This window comes from Pseudomonas sp. W2-17 (assembly GCF_041060445.1).
Classification (GTDB): domain Bacteria; phylum Pseudomonadota; class Gammaproteobacteria; order Pseudomonadales; family Pseudomonadaceae; genus Aquipseudomonas.
On the sequence record NZ_JAUFNS010000011.1, the window covers coordinates 178,303 to 193,569 of the forward strand.

The following is a 15,267-nucleotide window of genomic DNA, read 5'->3' on the forward strand; positions in this document are numbered from 1 at the left end:
CCCAGCAGCGCACTAGCTGCTGGGCTTTTAGCACAGATCACATTTAGCCTTGGCGCTGCTTGTGACGTGGTTCCGCGCTGCAAATTACTCGAACAACACCTTCGCGGCGAATAATCTTGCAGTTGCGGCACAGCTTTTTCACCGATGCACGAACTTTCATCACCAACTCCTCGAACCTTATGGGTGCTTCAGCGCAGCATACCGCTGCCGTAGCCCTTCAGGTTGGCTTTCTTCATCAGGGATTCATACTGGTGCGAAACGAGGTGCGATTGCACTTGGGACATGAAGTCCATCACAACCACGACCACGATCAGCAACGAGGTCCCGCCAAGGTAAAACGGCACGTTTGCAGCGACCACCAGAAACTGTGGAAGCAAGCACACGGCCATCATATAGAGAGCACCGAACATGGTCAGACGAGTCAGAACGCCATCAATATAGCGCGCAGACTGCTCACCAGGACGAATGCCCGGAATAAAGGCACCGGACTTCTTCAGGTTTTCCGCTACGTCTTTCGGATTGAACATCAACGCCGTATAGAAGAAGCAGAAGAAAATAATCCCTGCACTAAACAGCAGAATATTCAACGGCTGACCAGGTGCGATCGACTGCGAGATGTCCTGCAACCAGCCCATACCTTCAGACTGACCGAACCAGGCACCCAGCGAAGCCGGAAACAGCAAGATGCTGCTAGCGAAGATGGCAGGAATAACGCCCGCCATGTTCACTTTCAACGGCAAGTGGCTCGTCTGCGCAGCGAAGACCTTGCGGCCCTGCTGACGTTTGGCGTAGTGAACAGCAATACGACGCTGACCACGCTCGATGAACACCACGAAACCGATGATCGCTACTGCCAGCAAACCGATGGCGACCAAGGCGAAGATATTGATATCACCTTGACGTGCAGACTCGAAAGACTGCCCGATCGCTCTCGGAAGACCGGCGACGATACCCGAAAAAATCAACATCGAGATACCGTTGCCAACACCTCGCTCAGTGATCTGCTCGCCCAGCCACATCATGAACAGCGCACCAGCAACAAAGGTGGTGACTGCAACGAAGTGGAAGCCGATATCTGCTGAGAACGCAACGCCCTGACCGGCCAAACCAATGGACATGCCAATAGCTTGAACCAGGGCCAGGACGACGGTGCCATAGCGGGTGTACTGGCTGATCTTACGACGACCAGCCTCACCTTCCTTCTTCAACTGCTCCAGCTGCGGGCTGACCGCGGTCATGAGCTGCATGATGATCGATGCCGAAATGTACGGCATGATCCCCAGTGCAAAGATGCTCATGCGCTCCAGCGCACCACCTGAAAACATGTTGAACAAGCTAAGAATGGTCCCCTCATTCTGTCGAAACAGGTCCGCCAGACGGTCAGGGTTGATACCCGGAACTGGGATATGCGCACCGATCCGATAGACGATAATCGCCAGGAACAGGAAACGCAGACGAGCCCAGAGTTCGGACAACCCGCCGCTTTTGCCTAGCGCTGAGAGAGCACCTTGCTTAGCCATTTATTCCTCGAACTTGCCGCCAGCTGCTTCGATAGCCGCGCGCGCACCTTTGGTGGCTGCGATACCTTTGAGGGTGACTGCGCGAGTAACCTCACCGGACAGCATGATTTTCACACGCTGTACGTTTTGGTTGATCACGTTGGCATCCTTCAGGGACTGCACAGTGACGACGCCTTCTACTTTAGCCAGCTCGGAGGTGCGAACTTCAGCACGATCCATAGCTTTCAAAGAGACGAAGCCGAACTTGGGCAGACGACGATGCAACGGCTGTTGGCCGCCTTCGAAGCCCGGAGCAATGGTGCCACCGGAGCGGGAGGTCTGACCTTTGTGGCCACGGCCACCGGTCTTACCCAAACCACTACCGATACCACGGCCCGGACGATGCTTTTCGCGACGGGAACCCGGCGCTGGACTCAGATCATTGAGTTTCATCGATTAACCCTCGACTCGCAGCATGTAGTAAGCCTTGTTGATCATCCCACGGTTTTCCGGGGTATCAACGACTTCTACAGTGTGACCGATGCGACGCAGACCCAAACCCTTAACGCACAATTTGTGGTTAGGGATGCGGCCGGTCATGCTTTTGATCAGCGTTACTTTAACGGTAGCCATGATCAGAAGATCTCCTGGACGTTCAGGCCGCGTTTAGCAGCGATGGACTCAGGGGACTGCATGGTCTTCAAACCCTTGAACGTTGCGTGAACAACGTTGACCGGGTTAGTCGAACCGTAGCACTTGGCCAGAACGTTGTGGACGCCAGCAACCTCGAGAACGGCGCGCATTGCACCGCCAGCGATGATGCCAGTACCTTCCGACGCAGGCTGCATGTAGACCTTCGAAGCCCCATGAGCGGACTTGATAGCGTACTGCAGCGTGGTGCCGTTCAGATCAACCTGGATCATGTTGCGGCGAGCAGCTTCCATTGCCTTCTGGATCGCAGCAGGCACTTCACGTGACTTGCCACGGCCGAAGCCAACGCGCCCTTTACCATCACCAACCACGGTCAGCGCGGTGAAAGTGAAGATACGGCCGCCTTTAACGGTTTTTGCTACGCGATTAACTTGTACCAGCTTCTCGATGTAGCCTTCGTCGCGTTTTTGGTCGTTATTTGACATAACTTAGAACTCCAGCCCGCCTTCACGAGCAGCATCAGCCAGCGCCTTAACGCGACCGTGGTACTTGAAGCCAGAACGATCAAAAGCCACTTGCGATACACCGGCGGCTTTCGCACGCTCAGCGATCAGCTGGCCAACTTTAGTGGCCGCGTCGATGTTGCCAGTGGCGCCATCACGCAGTTCTTTGTCCAAAGTCGAGGCGTTTGCCAGGACTTTGCTGCCGTCGGCCGAGATGACCTGGGCATAAATGTGCTGCGAAGAGCGGTACACGCAGAGACGCACGACTTCGAGTTCGTGCATTTTCAGGCGTGCTTTGCGAGCGCGACGCAGTCGGGTAACTTTTTTGACGGTCATTTGCTATGCCCTACTTCTTCTTGGCTTCTTTACGACGGACGACTTCGTCCGCGTAACGCACGCCTTTGCCTTTGTACGGCTCTGGACGGCGGAAGTCGCGGATCTCAGCGGCCACTTGACCAACCAACTGCTTGTCGATACCGCGAATAACGATATCGGTTTGGTTGGGAGTCTCAGCGGTGATGCCTTCCGGCAATTCGTAGTCCACTGGGTGCGAGAAGCCAAGGGCCAGGTTCAGCACCGTGCCTTTTGCTTGCGCTTTGTAACCAACACCGACCAGCTGGAGCTTGCGCTCGAAGCCTTGGCTTACGCCTTGGACCATGTTGTTTACCAACGCACGAGTGGTACCGGCCATTGCGCGAGTTTGTTGATCGCCATTGCGAGCAGCAAAACGCAGCTCACCGGACTCTTCAACAATTTCAACGGACGAATGAATGTTCAGGTCTAGAGTGCCCTTGGCACCCTTCACCGAAAGCTGCTGGCCGACGAGCTTGACTTCGACGCCTGCTGGCAACTTAACGGGGTTCTTAGCTACGCGTGACATGCTTATCCCCCCTTAGAACACAGTGCAAAGCACTTCGCCGCCGACACCGGCAGCGCGCGCAGCACGATCCGTCATCACACCTTTGTTGGTGGAGACGATAGACACACCGAGGCCGCCACGAACTTTTGGCAACTCATCGACGGACTTGTACTGACGCAGGCCTGGACGGCTAACGCGCTTCACTTCCTCGATGACCGGACGGCCTTCGAAGTACTTCAGCTCGATGGATAGCAACGGCTTTGTTTCGCTGCTGATCTGATAACCCGCAATGTAACCTTCGTCCTTCAGGACTTTGGCTACAGCCACCTTCAACGTGGAGGATGGCATGCTTACGACGGGCTTTTCAGCCATCTGGGCATTACGGATACGAGTTAGCATGTCCGCTAACGGGTCCTGCATACTCATGGGCTAGACGCTCCTGATACAAAAAAAATGAGCCTTGCGGCTACAACCTGTCGCCTTAAAATTCCGGGCACGTGCGAGCACGGGCTCTGGCGAGCCGGCAATTCTAGGCGCACCCCAGAAATGAATCAAGCCCCAAAAGGGGCTTGATTCAAATTCAGGCTCTACGCCCATCGGTTCGACGTGAACACAATGGGCGTACTGCGTGAATAACTGCTTACCAGCTGGCTTTAACCAGACCTGGTACGTCGCCACGCATTGCTGCTTGACGCAGCATGTTACGGCCGAGGCCGAACTTGCGGTACACGCCGTGCGGACGACCTGTCAGACGGCAACGGTTACGCATGCGCGAGGCACTTGCATCACGTGGCTGCTTCTGCAGTGCGACCGTAGCTTCCCAACGTGCTTCTGGACTTGCGTTCAGATCCACGATGATCGCTTTCAGCGCTGCACGCTTGGTAGCGTACTTGGCAACGGTGAGCTGACGCTTCAGCTCACGGTTTTTCATGCTCTTCTTGGCCATGGTCCTACTCCAATCAGTTGCGGAACGGGAACTTGAAAGCACGCAGCAATGCGCGACCTTCTTCGTCCGTACGAGCAGTGGTGGTCAGGGTAATGTCCAGACCGCGCAGGGCATCGATCTTGTCGTAGTCGATTTCCGGGAAAATGATCTGCTCTTTAACGCCCATGCTGTAGTTACCACGACCATCGAAGGACTTGGCATTCAGGCCGCGAAAGTCGCGGACCCGAGGCAGGGAGATCGACAGCAGACGATCCAGGAATTCATACATACGCTCACGGCGCAGAGTCACTTTGACGCCGATCGGCCAACCTTCACGGACTTTAAAGCCAGCGATAGATTTGCGAGCGTAGGTCACGACGACTTTCTGGCCGGTGATTTTTTCCAGATCTGCAACAGCGTGCTCGATGACTTTTTTGTCGCCGATCGCTTCGCCCAGACCCATGTTCAGAGTGATCTTGGTAACGCGTGGAACTTCCATCACGTTCGAAAGCTTAAGTTCTTCTTTAAGCTTCGGTGCGATTTCTTTCCAGTAAATCTCTTTTAGTCGTGCCATGGTCTTCTACCTAGCAGTGTTCAAGCATCAACCGCTTTTTGGGTCGACTTGAAGACACGAATTTTCTTGCCGTCTTCAACTTTGAAACCAACGCGGTCAGCCTTGTTGGTTGCGCCGTTGAAAATGGCGACGTTAGAAGCGTGCAATGGCGCTTCTTTCTCGACGATACCGCCCTGTACGCCCGACATCGGGTTTGGCTTGGTATGACGCTTCACCAGGTTGATCCCACCAACGACCAAACGGTCGTCAGCGAGAACCTTGAGCACCTTACCGCGCTTACCTTTGTCTTTGCCGGCGATCACGATGATCTCGTCGTCACGACGAATCTTTTGCATGTCGGATCTCCTTACAGCACTTCTGGGGCGAGCGAGACGATCTTCATGAACTTCTCAGTACGAAGCTCACGGGTCACTGGCCCAAAGATACGGGTGCCGATCGGCTCTTGCTTGTTGTTCAAAAGAACAGCAGCGTTGCCATCAAAGCGGATGATGGAGCCGTCTGCGCGACGAACACCGTGGCGAGTGCGGACTACTACTGCAGTCATCACTTGGCCTTTTTTCACCTTACCGCGCGGAATTGCTTCCTTGACGGTAACTTTGATGATGTCACCGATACCAGCGTAACGACGATGAGAGCCACCAAGCACCTTGATGCACATAACGCGGCGTGCGCCGCTGTTATCGGCCACATCGAGCATGGATTGAGTCTGAATCATATAATTTCTCCGACCCCTAGCCCTTAGACTTCCACAGCGCGTTCGAGAACATCAACCAGTGCCCAGGACTTAGTCTTGGCCATCGGACGAGTTTCACGAATAGTGACCTTGTCGCCGATGTGGCACTGATTGGTTTCGTCGTGCGCGTGCAGCTTAGTCGAACGCTTAACGTATTTACCGTAGATTGGGTGCTTGACGCGACGCTCGATCAGTACGGTGATGGTCTTGTCCATCTTGTCGCTGACGACACGGCCAGTCAGCGTACGGACGGTTTTTTCGGCTTCAGCCATGATTACTTACCTGCCTGCTGGTTGAGCACAGTCTTCACGCGAGCGATGTCACGCTTAACTTGCGAGAGCAGGTGAGACTGCCCCAACTGGCCAGTTGCTTTCTGCATGCGCAGATTGAACTGGTCGCGCAGCAAGCCGAGCAGTTGCTCGTTCAGTTGCTGTGCTGATTTTTCACGAAGTTCATTCGCTTTCATCACATCACCGTCCGCTTAACAAAGGAGGTGGCGAGCGGCAGCTTTGCAGCAGCCAGGGCGAAAGCCTCACGCGCCAACTCTTCGGAAACACCCTCGATTTCATACAGGACTTTGCCTGGCTGAATCTGGGCAACCCAGTACTCCACGTTACCCTTACCTTTACCCATCCGAACTTCGAGTGGCTTTTTGGTGACAGGCTTGTCCGGGAATACACGGATCCAGATCTTGCCGCCACGTTTAACGTGACGGGTCAGTGCACGACGCGCTGACTCGATCTGACGAGCGGTGAGACGACCACGAGCAACAGACTTCAGCGCGAACTCGCCGAAGCTGACTTTGCTACCGCGCAATGCCAGACCACGGTTGTGGCCGGTCATCTGCTTGCGGAACTTCGTACGCTTAGGTTGCAACATTTGGCGTACCCCTTACTTAGCAGCTTTTTTACGAGGCGCTGGTGCTTGCGGTTTCAGCTCTTCTTGGCGACCACCAATTACTTCGCCTTTGAAGATCCAAACCTTTACACCGATCACACCGTAAGTGGTGTGAGCTTCGTAGTTGGCATAGTCGATGTCGGCACGCAGGGTGTGCAATGGCACACGACCTTCGCGATACCATTCAGTACGTGCAATTTCAGCACCGCCGAGACGACCGCTCACTTGGATTTTGATGCCTTTGGCACCAATGCGCATGGCGTTTTGCACTGCGCGCTTCATAGCGCGACGGAACATTACGCGACGCTCCAGCTGCTGAGCTACGCTCTGCGCAACCAGCATACCGTCGAGCTCCGGCTTACGGATCTCTTCGATATTGATGTGCACAGGCACACCCATTTGCTTGGTCAGGTCCTGACGCAGCTTCTCAACATCCTCACCTTTCTTCCCGATAACGATACCTGGACGAGCGGTGTGGATGGTGATGCGTGCAGTCTGCGCCGGACGATGGATATCGATACGGCTTACGGACGCGCTTTTTAGTTTGTCTTGGAGATACTCTCGCACCTTCAGATCAGCGAACAAATAGTCCGCATAAGTCCGACCGTCTGCGTACCAGACGGAGGTGTGCTCCTTGACGATTCCCAGGCGAATGCCAATGGGATGTACTTTCTGACCCATCTCTTCGACTCCGTTACTTGTCAGCAACCTTGACAGTGATATGGCAAGACCGCTTGACGATGCGATCAGCACGGCCTTTGGCACGTGGCATGATGCGCTTCAGCGAACGCCCTTCGTTGACGAAGACGGTGGAGACCTTAAGGTCATCAACGTCTGCGCCTTCGTTATGCTCGGCGTTGGCTACGGCCGACTCCAGCACTTTCTTCATGATCTCGGCGGCTTTCTTACTGCTGAAAGCCAACAGGTTGAGCGCTTCGCCCACCTTCTTCCCGCGGATCTGGTCGGCGACCAAGCGGGCTTTCTGGGCGGAGATTCGAGCGCCCGACAACTTAGCGGCTACTTCCATCGTTCCTTACCCCTTAACGCTTGGCTTTCTTGTCTGCCACGTGCCCACGATAAGTGCGGGTACCGGCAAACTCGCCTAGTTTGTGGCCGACCATGTCTTCGTTCACGAGAACAGGAACATGCTGACGACCGTTATGCACAGCAATGGTCAAACCGACCATTTGTGGCAGGATCATAGAACGGCGCGACCAGGTCTTAACTGGTTTGCGATCGTTCTTTTCCGCCGCCACTTCGATCTTCTTCAGTAGGTGAAGATCAATAAAAGGACCTTTTTTCAGAGAACGTGGCACTGTCGTATCCCTCTATTTACTTGCGACGACGGACGATCATTTTGTCGGTACGCTTATTACCACGAGTCTTCGCGCCCTTAGTCGGGAAGCCCCACGGCGATACCGGATGACGACCACCAGAGGTACGACCTTCACCACCACCATGTGGGTGGTCAACCGGGTTCATGGCAACACCACGAACGGTTGGGCGAACGCCACGCCAGCGTTTGGCACCAGCTTTACCCAGCGAACGCAGGCTGTGCTCGGAGTTCGAGACCTCACCCAGAGTCGCACGGCATTCAGCCAGAACTTTACGCATCTCACCGGAGCGAAGACGCAGAGTCACGTAGACACCTTCACGAGCGATCAGCTGTGCAGACGCACCAGCAGAACGAGCGATCTGAGCACCTTTACCCGGCTTCAGTTCGATGCCGTGAACGGTAGAACCCACTGGGATGTTGCGCAGCTGCAGAGCGTTGCCTGGCTTGATTGGAGCCAAAGCGCCCGCGATCAGCTGGTCGCCAGCACTCACACCTTTAGGCGCGATGATGTAACGACGCTCGCCGTCTGCGTACAGCAGCAGTGCGATGTGAGCAGTACGGTTTGGATCGTATTCAATGCGCTCGACGGTGGCAGCGATGCCATCTTTGTCGTTGCGACGGAAATCGACCAGACGATAATGCTGCTTATGACCACCACCGATGTGACGAGTAGTGATGCGGCCATTGTTGTTACGACCACCAGTCTTCGATTTTTTCTCGAGCAGCGGTGCGTGAGGAGCGCCTTTATGCAGCTCCTGGTTGACCACCTTGACCACAAAACGGCGGCCAGGGGAAGTCGGTTTGCATTTAACGATTGCCATGATGCACCCCTTCCTTACTCAGCACTGCTGCTGAAATCGAGATCTTGGCCTGGCTGAAGGGAGATAACCGCCTTCTTCCAGTCATTACGCTTGCCCAGACCGCGAGCAGTGCGCTTGGTCTTACCCATAACATTCAGGGTAGTGACACGCTCTACTTTCACGCTGAACAGGCTTTCGACGGCCTTCTTGATTTCCAGCTTGGTTGCATCAGTAGCAACCTTGAAAACGAACTGACCTTTTTTGTCTGCCAGAACCGTAGCCTTCTCGGAAACGTGCGGGCCAAGCAGAACTTTAAATACGCGTTCCTGGTTCATCCCAGCAGCTCCTCGAATTTCTTCACGGCCGACACAGTGATCAACACTTTGTCGTATGCGATCAGACTAACTGGATCGGAACCTTGAACATCACGCACATCAACGTGCGGCAGGTTACGAGCAGCCAGGTACAGGTTCTGATCAACAGCGTCCGACACGATCAAAACGTCGGTCAGGCTCATGTCATTCAGTTTGCCCAGCAGATCTTTGGTTTTCGGCGATTCAACAGCGAAATCCTGAACCACGACCAGACGATCAGTACGAACCAGTTCAGCAAGGATGGAGCGCAGTGCAGCGCGATACATCTTCTTGTTGAGCTTCTGAGAGTGATCTTGAGGACGTGCTGCGAAAGTGGTACCGCCGCCGCGCCAGATCGGGCTACGGATAGTACCGGCACGAGCACGGCCAGTACCCTTTTGACGCCAAGGGCGCTTACCGCCACCGGATACGTCAGAACGGGTCTTTTGCTGCTTGCTACCCTGACGACCGCCAGCCATGTAGGCCACGACTGCCTGGTGAACCAGCGTCTCGTTGAATTCGCCGCCAAATGTCAGTTCGGAAACTTCGATCGCTTGAGCGTCATTTACATTTAATTGCATGTCAGCTTCCCCTTAACCGCGAGCCTTGGCTGCTGGACGTACAACCACATTGCCGCCAGTAGCGCCAGGAACAGCACCCTTGACCAACAACAGATTGCGTTCAGCGTCCACGCGCACTACTTCCAGGGACTGCACGGTCACGCGCTCAGCGCCCATATGACCGGACATTTTTTTGCCCTTGAATACACGACCAGGAGTCTGGCACTGGCCGATAGAGCCCGGGACGCGGTGGGACACGGAGTTACCGTGAGTATTATCTTGACCACGGAAATTGTGGCGCTTGATAGTACCTTGGAAGCCTTTACCCTTGGACTGACCGGTAACATCTACCATCTGGCCAGCAGCAAAGATTTCTGCATTGATCAGATCGCCAGCCTTGTATTCGCCTTCTTCAAGACGGAATTCCAAGACGGTACGACCTGCGGCAACGTTCGCTTTAGCGAAGTGACCTGCTTGAGCAGCAGTCACGCGGGAAGCACGACGAACGCCGACAGTGACTTGCACTGCACGATAGCCATCGACTTCTTCGGTTTTGAACTGGGTGACGCGATTCGGCTCGATCTCAATGACCGTAACCGGAATGGAGACACCTTCTTCGGTGAAAATACGGGTCATACCGCATTTACGACCGACTACACCAATAGTCATGTTGTAAACCTCATGAGTGTACGGGGCTTTCACCCGCTATGGCCGCCCATTTCAGAGCGTTACACGACTAAGACCCGAGTCTTAGCCGAGGCTGATCTGTACTTCCACACCTGCCGCAAGATCAAGCTTCATCAGCGCATCAACGGTTTTATCCGTTGGCTGGACGATGTCCAGAACACGCTTATGAGTGCGGATCTCGTACTGGTCGCGCGCGTCTTTGTTGACGTGCGGAGAAACCAGAACGGTGAACCGCTCTTTACGGGTAGGGAGTGGAATCGGACCACGCACTTGAGCACCAGTACGTTTCGCGGTTTCCACGATTTCCTGGGTGGATTGGTCGATCAGGCGATGGTCAAAAGCCTTCAACCTGATACGGATTTGCTGATTTTGCATTGGATTTCAGACTCCAGGCTACTTCCCACCGAGCGCAATACGCCCGTTTAAAGGAGGCGCAATTCTATAGACGAGCTAACAGGGTGTCAACCCAATAAAAAAGCCCCCGCAAGCGGGGGCTCTTTTTGAAGATCATCGCTTACGCGATGATTTTGGCCACGACGCCAGCGCCGACGGTACGACCGCCTTCACGAATAGCGAAACGCAGACCGTCTTCCATTGCGATTGGCTTGATCAGGGTAACGGAAACTTTCACGTTATCGCCTGGCATAACCATCTCAACGCCTTCCGGCAGTTCGCAGCTACCAGTTACGTCGGTAGTACGGAAGTAGAACTGTGGACGGTAGCCTTTGAAGAACGGAGTGTGACGGCCGCCTTCTTCTTTGCTCAGCACGTAGATTTCAGCTTCGAACTGAGTGTGCGGCTTGACGGTGCCTGGCTTGACCAGAACCTGGCCACGCTCAACGTCGTCACGCTTGGTGCCGCGCAACAGAACGCCGCAGTTCTCGCCAGCACGACCTTCGTCGAGCAGCTTACGGAACATTTCAACACCGGTGCAGGTGGTGACGGTAGTGTCACGCAGACCAACGATTTCCAGTGGATCTTGAACCTTTACGATACCGCGCTCAACACGACCAGTCACAACAGTACCGCGACCGGAGATCGAGAATACGTCTTCGATTGGCATCAGGAACGGCTTGTCGACAGCACGCTCTGGCTGAGGAATGTAGCTGTCCAGAGTTTCAACCAACTTCTTGACGGCAGTGGTGCCCATCTCGTTGTCGTCTTTGCCTTCCAACGCCATACGGGCAGAGCCGATGATGATTGGAGTGTCGTCGCCTGGGAAGTCGTAAGTGCTCAGCAGATCGCGCACTTCCATCTCAACCAGTTCCAGCAGCTCAGCGTCGTCTACCAGGTCAGCCTTGTTCAGGAAGACCACGATGTACGGAACGCCTACCTGACGGGACAGCAGGATGTGCTCACGAGTTTGTGGCATCGGACCATCAGCAGCCGAACAAACCAAGATAGCGCCGTCCATTTGGGCAGCACCAGTGATCATGTTCTTCACGTAGTCGGCGTGACCTGGGCAGTCAACGTGTGCGTAGTGACGCACGGCCGAGTTGTACTCAACGTGAGCAGTGTTGATGGTGATACCGCGAGCCTTCTCTTCTGGTGCGCTGTCGATCTTGTCGAAGTCAACACGAGCCGAGCCGAAAACTTCGGAGCAGACGCGAGTCAGAGCAGCGGTCAGCGTGGTTTTACCATGGTCAACGTGACCGATGGTGCCAACGTTGACGTGCGGAAGGGAACGATCAAATTTTTCTTTAGCCACGACAAATAACTCCTAGCCTAAAGGCGCTGAATCAGCCTTGTTTTTTGGTTACAGTTTCGACGATGTGCGACGGAGCTGTATTGTATTTTTTGAATTCCATAGAGTAGCTTGCGCGACCTTGGGACATGGAGCGAACGTCGGTCGCGTAACCGAACATCTCACCCAGCGGAACCTCGGCACGAATTACCTTGCCGGAGACCGTGTCTTCCATACCCAGGATCATGCCGCGACGACGGTTAAGGTCGCCCATCACGTCACCCATATAGTCTTCAGGCGTAACAACCTCTACAGCCATGATCGGCTCAAGCAACTCACCACCGCCCTTCTGGGCCAGTTGCTTGGTCGCCATGGAAGCAGCCACCTTAAACGCCATCTCGTTCGAGTCGACGTCGTGGTAAGAACCATCAAACACGGTAGCCTTGAGGCCGATCAGCGGATAGCCGGCAACAACGCCGTTCTTCATCTGCTCTTCGATGCCCTTCTGGATAGCCGGGATGTATTCCTTAGGAACCACACCACCCACTACTTCGTTCACGAATTGCAGACCTTCCTGACCTTCGTCAGCAGGTGCAAAACGGATCCAGCAGTGGCCGAACTGACCACGACCGCCGGACTGGCGAACGAACTTGCCTTCGATTTCACAGTTCTTCGTGATGCGCTCACGATACGAAACCTGAGGCTTACCGATGTTGGCTTCGACGTTGAACTCACGGCGCATCCGGTCAACCAGGATGTCCAAGTGCAGCTCGCCCATGCCAGAGATGATCGTCTGACCAGTCTCTTCATCAGTTTTGACGCGGAAAGACGGGTCTTCCTGAGCAAGTTTGCCCAGTGCGATACCCATTTTTTCCTGGTCATCCTTGGTTTTAGGCTCTACGGCAACCGAAATAACCGGCTCCGGGAAGTCCATCCGAACCAGGATGATTGGCTTGTCAGCGTTGCACAAGGTTTCACCAGTGGTGACGTCCTTCATGCCGATCAAGGCCGCGATGTCACCAGCGCGTACTTCCTTGATCTCTTCGCGAGCGTTTGCGTGCATTTGCACCATACGACCCACGCGCTCTTTTTTGCCCTTGACCGAGTTGATCACGCCGTCGCCGGATGCCAACACGCCCGAGTACACACGGACGAACGTCAAGGTACCCACGAATGGGTCGGTAGCGATCTTGAACGCCAGAGCCGAGAACGGCTCGTTGTCGTCTGCGTGACGCTCCATCTCTTCTTCTTCGTTATCAGGGTTGGTGCCCTTGATAGCAGGAATGTCGACTGGAGCTGGCAGATAGTCGATAACGGCGTCGAGAACGAGGGGAACACCCTTGTTCTTGAAGGAAGAACCGCAAACAGCAAGAACGATCTCACCAGCGATAGTACGCTGACGCAGAGCAGCCTTGATTTCCTCGTTGGTGAGCTCTTCACCCTCGAGGTACTTGTTCATCAGGTCTTCATTGGCTTCGGCCGCAGCCTCTACCATGTTGCTGCGCCATTCGTTAGCCAATTCCAGCAATTCAGCAGGAATAGGCTTGCGAACTGGGACCATACCCTTATCGGCATCGTTCCAGTAGACCGCTTCCATGGACATCAGATCGATCTGACCCTGGAAGTTGTCCTCAGCACCGATTGCCAATTGGATCGGCACCGGAGTGTGACCCAGACGCTGCTTGATCTGAGCAATTACGCGCAGAAAGTTTGCGCCGGCACGGTCCATTTTGTTCACGTAAACAATACGTGGAACACCGTATTTGTTGGCTTGACGCCATACGGTTTCGGACTGAGGCTCTACCCCGGAAGTACCACAGAACACAACGACCGCGCCGTCGAGTACACGCAGGGAACGCTCAACTTCAATGGTGAAGTCTACGTGGCCCGGGGTGTCAATGACATTGAAGCGGTATTGGTCTTTGTGCTGCTTCTCGGAACCCTGCCAAAAGGCAGTAATAGCAGCAGAAGTAATGGTAATACCACGCTCCTGCTCCTGAACCATCCAGTCGGTGGTCGCGGCGCCGTCATGCACCTCGCCCATCTTGTGGCTTTTACCGGTGTAAAAAAGGACGCGCTCGGTGGTGGTGGTTTTACCAGCATCCACGTGAGCAACGATACCAATGTTACGGTAACGGTTGATCGGTGTAGTACGAGCCATAAAGCCCTCGCAAAATTAGTGACGCTGAAATTAGAAGCGGTAGTGCGAGAAAGCTTTGTTGGCCTCAGCCATACGGTGCACGTCTTCACGCTTCTTGACCGCAGCACCTTTACCTTCGGCGGCGTCCAACAGTTCGCCAGCCAAACGCAGAGCCATAGACTTCTCACCGCGCTTGCGCGCGAAGTCTACCAGCCAACGCATTGCCAGAGCATTACGACGGGACGGACGAACTTCGACCGGAACCTGGTAAGTAGCACCGCCTACGCGGCGCGACTTCACTTCGACCAGCGGAGCGATGGCGTCGAGAGCTTTCTCGAAGATTTCCAGGGGATCGGAGTTCTTGCGTTCTTTAACCTTCTCCAGCGCGCCATAAACGATACGCTCGGCAACGGCTTTCTTGCCGCTTTCCATAACGTGGTTCATGAACTTGGCCAGAATCTGGCTGCCGTATTTTGGATCGTCAAGCACTTCGCGCTTGGCTGCTACGCGTCTTCTTGGCATGGATAAGCCCTCAAACGGTCTTCAGGTTCGCTCGGAATCAGCACCTACTGGCGCCTCCGACCTTACTCTTATCGACTCAGAAAATAAGATGATTCAATTTTTACAAAAAGCCGCTACTACTTAGGCTTCTTGGTACCGTACTTCGAACGACCCTGGTTACGACCTTTGACACCGGAGGTATCCAACGAACCGCGAACGGTGTGGTAACGAACACCTGGCAAGTCTTTTACACGGCCGCCGCGAATCAGTACGACGCTGTGCTCTTGCAGGTTGTGGCCTTCACCACCGATGTACGAGGAAACCTCGAAACCGTTGGTCAGACGCACACGGCAGACTTTACGCAATGCCGAGTTAGGTTTTTTCGGCGTAGTTGTGTACACGCGAGTGCACACACCACGACGCTGCGGGCAGTTCTGCAGCGCAGGCACGTCGGATTTCTCGACGATACGCTTACGCGGCTGACGTACCAGCTGGTTGATAGTTGCCATCTACTAGCTCCACTGTTGTCTTGCGACGCTATTGTCTTACAAGAAAAGCAAAATGG

Annotated in this window: 27 protein-coding genes; all 27 read right to left on the reverse strand. The window is 54.5% G+C overall.

The window, feature by feature from the left end:
• Positions 1-43 precede the first annotated feature (43 nt).
• The 27 genes from rpmJ to rpsL all read right to left on the reverse strand — a co-directional run bounded on the left by rpmJ (position 44) and on the right by rpsL (position 15,211).
• Positions 44-160: a 50S ribosomal protein L36 gene (rpmJ, locus tag QWI20_RS15870; protein ID WP_002555468.1), complete on the reverse strand. Its 117-nt coding sequence runs from the start codon at positions 158-160 to the stop codon at positions 44-46.
• Positions 161-188: 28 nt separating this feature from the next.
• A complete protein-coding gene (gene secY, locus QWI20_RS15875; protein WP_065988454.1) occupies positions 189-1,520 on the reverse strand; it encodes a preprotein translocase subunit SecY in 1,332 nt (443 codons plus the stop codon).
• Positions 1,521-1,952 carry a 50S ribosomal protein L15 gene (gene rplO, locus QWI20_RS15880; protein WP_037017733.1) on the reverse strand — a complete coding sequence of 144 codons (432 nt, stop codon included), beginning with the start codon at positions 1,950-1,952 and terminating at the stop codon, positions 1,521-1,523. It lies immediately after the preceding gene.
• Between the two features lie 3 nt (positions 1,953-1,955).
• Positions 1,956-2,132 (reverse strand): 50S ribosomal protein L30, encoded by a 177-nt coding sequence (gene rpmD / locus QWI20_RS15885; protein ID WP_028621547.1) that lies wholly within the window; start codon positions 2,130-2,132, stop codon positions 1,956-1,958.
• A gap of 2 nt (positions 2,133-2,134) precedes the next feature.
• Complete coding sequence (gene rpsE, locus QWI20_RS15890) at positions 2,135-2,635, reverse strand: 30S ribosomal protein S5 (RefSeq protein WP_037017729.1); 501 nt, start codon at positions 2,633-2,635, stop codon at positions 2,135-2,137.
• A gap of 3 nt (positions 2,636-2,638) precedes the next feature.
• Positions 2,639-2,989, reverse strand: a complete 351-nt coding sequence (gene rplR / locus QWI20_RS15895) for a 50S ribosomal protein L18 (protein WP_037017727.1) — start codon at positions 2,987-2,989, stop codon at positions 2,639-2,641.
• A 10-nt stretch (positions 2,990-2,999) separates the two neighbouring features.
• The gene (gene rplF, locus QWI20_RS15900) at positions 3,000-3,533 is read right to left on the reverse strand and encodes a 50S ribosomal protein L6 (protein WP_108121485.1); all 534 of its coding nucleotides are present in this window, start codon (positions 3,531-3,533) and stop codon (positions 3,000-3,002) included.
• 12 nt (positions 3,534-3,545) lie between these two features.
• A complete protein-coding gene (rpsH, locus tag QWI20_RS15905; protein ID WP_037017722.1) occupies positions 3,546-3,938 on the reverse strand; it encodes a 30S ribosomal protein S8 in 393 nt (130 codons plus the stop codon).
• A gap of 214 nt (positions 3,939-4,152) precedes the next feature.
• Positions 4,153-4,458, reverse strand: a complete 306-nt coding sequence (gene rpsN / locus QWI20_RS15910) for a 30S ribosomal protein S14 (protein ID WP_003186042.1) — start codon at positions 4,456-4,458, stop codon at positions 4,153-4,155.
• Positions 4,459-4,471: 13 nt separating this feature from the next.
• Positions 4,472-5,011, reverse strand: coding sequence for a 50S ribosomal protein L5 (gene rplE, locus QWI20_RS15915; protein WP_037017720.1), 540 nt, complete (start codon positions 5,009-5,011; stop codon positions 4,472-4,474).
• A gap of 20 nt (positions 5,012-5,031) precedes the next feature.
• Positions 5,032-5,346, reverse strand: coding sequence for a 50S ribosomal protein L24 (gene rplX / locus QWI20_RS15920; RefSeq protein ID WP_002555478.1), 315 nt, complete (start codon positions 5,344-5,346; stop codon positions 5,032-5,034).
• Between the two features lie 11 nt (positions 5,347-5,357).
• Positions 5,358-5,726 (reverse strand): 50S ribosomal protein L14, encoded by a 369-nt coding sequence (gene rplN, locus QWI20_RS15925; RefSeq protein ID WP_002555479.1) that lies wholly within the window; start codon positions 5,724-5,726, stop codon positions 5,358-5,360.
• 23 nt (positions 5,727-5,749) lie between these two features.
• The gene (rpsQ, locus tag QWI20_RS15930) at positions 5,750-6,016 is read right to left on the reverse strand and encodes a 30S ribosomal protein S17 (RefSeq protein WP_003194644.1); all 267 of its coding nucleotides are present in this window, start codon (positions 6,014-6,016) and stop codon (positions 5,750-5,752) included.
• Between the two features lie 2 nt (positions 6,017-6,018).
• Positions 6,019-6,210 (reverse strand): 50S ribosomal protein L29, encoded by a 192-nt coding sequence (gene rpmC / locus QWI20_RS15935; RefSeq protein ID WP_002555481.1) that lies wholly within the window; start codon positions 6,208-6,210, stop codon positions 6,019-6,021.
• On the reverse strand, positions 6,210-6,623 hold the full coding sequence (gene rplP, locus QWI20_RS15940) for a 50S ribosomal protein L16 (RefSeq protein WP_003186052.1): 414 nt from the start codon (positions 6,621-6,623) through the stop codon (positions 6,210-6,212). The genes rpmC and rplP overlap by 1 nt, the downstream gene beginning before the upstream one ends.
• Before the next feature lie 12 nt (positions 6,624-6,635).
• The gene (gene rpsC / locus QWI20_RS15945) at positions 6,636-7,322 is read right to left on the reverse strand and encodes a 30S ribosomal protein S3 (protein WP_003176422.1); all 687 of its coding nucleotides are present in this window, start codon (positions 7,320-7,322) and stop codon (positions 6,636-6,638) included.
• 13 nt (positions 7,323-7,335) lie between these two features.
• Entirely contained in the window at positions 7,336-7,668 is a 333-nt protein-coding gene (gene rplV / locus QWI20_RS15950; RefSeq protein WP_003103908.1) for a 50S ribosomal protein L22, read from the reverse strand.
• 13 nt (positions 7,669-7,681) lie between these two features.
• A complete protein-coding gene (gene rpsS, locus QWI20_RS15955; protein WP_002555486.1) occupies positions 7,682-7,957 on the reverse strand; it encodes a 30S ribosomal protein S19 in 276 nt (91 codons plus the stop codon).
• Between the two features lie 16 nt (positions 7,958-7,973).
• A complete protein-coding gene (gene rplB / locus QWI20_RS15960) occupies positions 7,974-8,798 on the reverse strand; it encodes a 50S ribosomal protein L2 (protein WP_003210080.1) in 825 nt (274 codons plus the stop codon).
• 14 nt (positions 8,799-8,812) lie between these two features.
• Positions 8,813-9,112, reverse strand: coding sequence for a 50S ribosomal protein L23 (rplW, locus tag QWI20_RS15965; RefSeq protein WP_065988457.1), 300 nt, complete (start codon positions 9,110-9,112; stop codon positions 8,813-8,815).
• Entirely contained in the window at positions 9,109-9,711 is a 603-nt protein-coding gene (rplD, locus tag QWI20_RS15970; protein ID WP_037017717.1) for a 50S ribosomal protein L4, read from the reverse strand. The genes rplW and rplD overlap by 4 nt, the downstream gene beginning before the upstream one ends.
• Positions 9,712-9,723: 12 nt before the next feature.
• On the reverse strand, positions 9,724-10,359 hold the full coding sequence (gene rplC, locus QWI20_RS15975; protein ID WP_065988459.1) for a 50S ribosomal protein L3: 636 nt from the start codon (positions 10,357-10,359) through the stop codon (positions 9,724-9,726).
• A gap of 81 nt (positions 10,360-10,440) precedes the next feature.
• A complete protein-coding gene (gene rpsJ, locus QWI20_RS15980; RefSeq protein WP_003186070.1) occupies positions 10,441-10,752 on the reverse strand; it encodes a 30S ribosomal protein S10 in 312 nt (103 codons plus the stop codon).
• A gap of 139 nt (positions 10,753-10,891) precedes the next feature.
• Entirely contained in the window at positions 10,892-12,085 is a 1,194-nt protein-coding gene (tuf, locus tag QWI20_RS15985; RefSeq protein ID WP_133775997.1) for an elongation factor Tu, read from the reverse strand.
• A 31-nt stretch (positions 12,086-12,116) separates the two neighbouring features.
• Positions 12,117-14,222, reverse strand: coding sequence for an elongation factor G (fusA, locus tag QWI20_RS15990; protein WP_369306285.1), 2,106 nt, complete (start codon positions 14,220-14,222; stop codon positions 12,117-12,119).
• A gap of 30 nt (positions 14,223-14,252) precedes the next feature.
• Entirely contained in the window at positions 14,253-14,723 is a 471-nt protein-coding gene (gene rpsG, locus QWI20_RS15995; RefSeq protein ID WP_002555493.1) for a 30S ribosomal protein S7, read from the reverse strand.
• Positions 14,724-14,839: 116 nt separating this feature from the next.
• Complete coding sequence (rpsL, locus tag QWI20_RS16000; protein ID WP_002555494.1) at positions 14,840-15,211, reverse strand: 30S ribosomal protein S12; 372 nt, start codon at positions 15,209-15,211, stop codon at positions 14,840-14,842.
• Between the last annotated feature and the right edge of the window lie 56 nt (positions 15,212-15,267).

Bases quoted from the DNA above. Each gene is read 5' to 3' on its own strand.
- rpmJ (WP_002555468.1), bottom strand. From the start codon at position 160: ATGAAAGTTCGTGCATCGGTGAAAAAGCTGTGCCGCAACTGCAAGATT.
- secY (WP_065988454.1), bottom strand. From the start codon at position 1,520: ATGGCTAAGCAAGGTGCTCTCTCAGCGCTAGGCAAAAGCGGCGGGTTG.
- rplO (WP_037017733.1), bottom strand. From the start codon at position 1,952: ATGAAACTCAATGATCTGAGTCCAGCGCCGGGTTCCCGTCGCGAAAAG.
- rpmD (WP_028621547.1), bottom strand. From the start codon at position 2,132: ATGGCTACCGTTAAAGTAACGCTGATCAAAAGCATGACCGGCCGCATC.
- rpsE (WP_037017729.1), bottom strand. From the start codon at position 2,635: ATGTCAAATAACGACCAAAAACGCGACGAAGGCTACATCGAGAAGCTG.
- rplR (WP_037017727.1), bottom strand. From the start codon at position 2,989: ATGACCGTCAAAAAAGTTACCCGACTGCGTCGCGCTCGCAAAGCACGC.
- rplF (WP_108121485.1), bottom strand. From the start codon at position 3,533: ATGTCACGCGTAGCTAAGAACCCCGTTAAGTTGCCAGCAGGCGTCGAA.
- rpsH (WP_037017722.1), bottom strand. From the start codon at position 3,938: ATGAGTATGCAGGACCCGTTAGCGGACATGCTAACTCGTATCCGTAAT.
- rpsN (WP_003186042.1), bottom strand. From the start codon at position 4,458: ATGGCCAAGAAGAGCATGAAAAACCGTGAGCTGAAGCGTCAGCTCACC.
- rplE (WP_037017720.1), bottom strand. From the start codon at position 5,011: ATGGCACGACTAAAAGAGATTTACTGGAAAGAAATCGCACCGAAGCTT.
- rplX (WP_002555478.1), bottom strand. From the start codon at position 5,346: ATGCAAAAGATTCGTCGTGACGACGAGATCATCGTGATCGCCGGCAAA.
- rplN (WP_002555479.1), bottom strand. From the start codon at position 5,726: ATGATTCAGACTCAATCCATGCTCGATGTGGCCGATAACAGCGGCGCA.
- rpsQ (WP_003194644.1), bottom strand. From the start codon at position 6,016: ATGGCTGAAGCCGAAAAAACCGTCCGTACGCTGACTGGCCGTGTCGTC.
- rpmC (WP_002555481.1), bottom strand. From the start codon at position 6,210: ATGAAAGCGAATGAACTTCGTGAAAAATCAGCACAGCAACTGAACGAG.
- rplP (WP_003186052.1), bottom strand. From the start codon at position 6,623: ATGTTGCAACCTAAGCGTACGAAGTTCCGCAAGCAGATGACCGGCCAC.
- rpsC (WP_003176422.1), bottom strand. From the start codon at position 7,322: ATGGGTCAGAAAGTACATCCCATTGGCATTCGCCTGGGAATCGTCAAG.
- rplV (WP_003103908.1), bottom strand. From the start codon at position 7,668: ATGGAAGTAGCCGCTAAGTTGTCGGGCGCTCGAATCTCCGCCCAGAAA.
- rplB (WP_003210080.1), bottom strand. From the start codon at position 8,798: ATGGCAATCGTTAAATGCAAACCGACTTCCCCTGGCCGCCGTTTTGTG.
- rplW (WP_065988457.1), bottom strand. From the start codon at position 9,112: ATGAACCAGGAACGCGTATTTAAAGTTCTGCTTGGCCCGCACGTTTCC.
- rplD (WP_037017717.1), bottom strand. From the start codon at position 9,711: ATGCAATTAAATGTAAATGACGCTCAAGCGATCGAAGTTTCCGAACTG.
- rplC (WP_065988459.1), bottom strand. From the start codon at position 10,359: ATGACTATTGGTGTAGTCGGTCGTAAATGCGGTATGACCCGTATTTTC.
- rpsJ (WP_003186070.1), bottom strand. From the start codon at position 10,752: ATGCAAAATCAGCAAATCCGTATCAGGTTGAAGGCTTTTGACCATCGC.
- fusA (WP_369306285.1), bottom strand. From the start codon at position 14,222: ATGGCTCGTACTACACCGATCAACCGTTACCGTAACATTGGTATCGTT.
- rpsG (WP_002555493.1), bottom strand. From the start codon at position 14,723: ATGCCAAGAAGACGCGTAGCAGCCAAGCGCGAAGTGCTTGACGATCCA.
- rpsL (WP_002555494.1), bottom strand. From the start codon at position 15,211: ATGGCAACTATCAACCAGCTGGTACGTCAGCCGCGTAAGCGTATCGTC.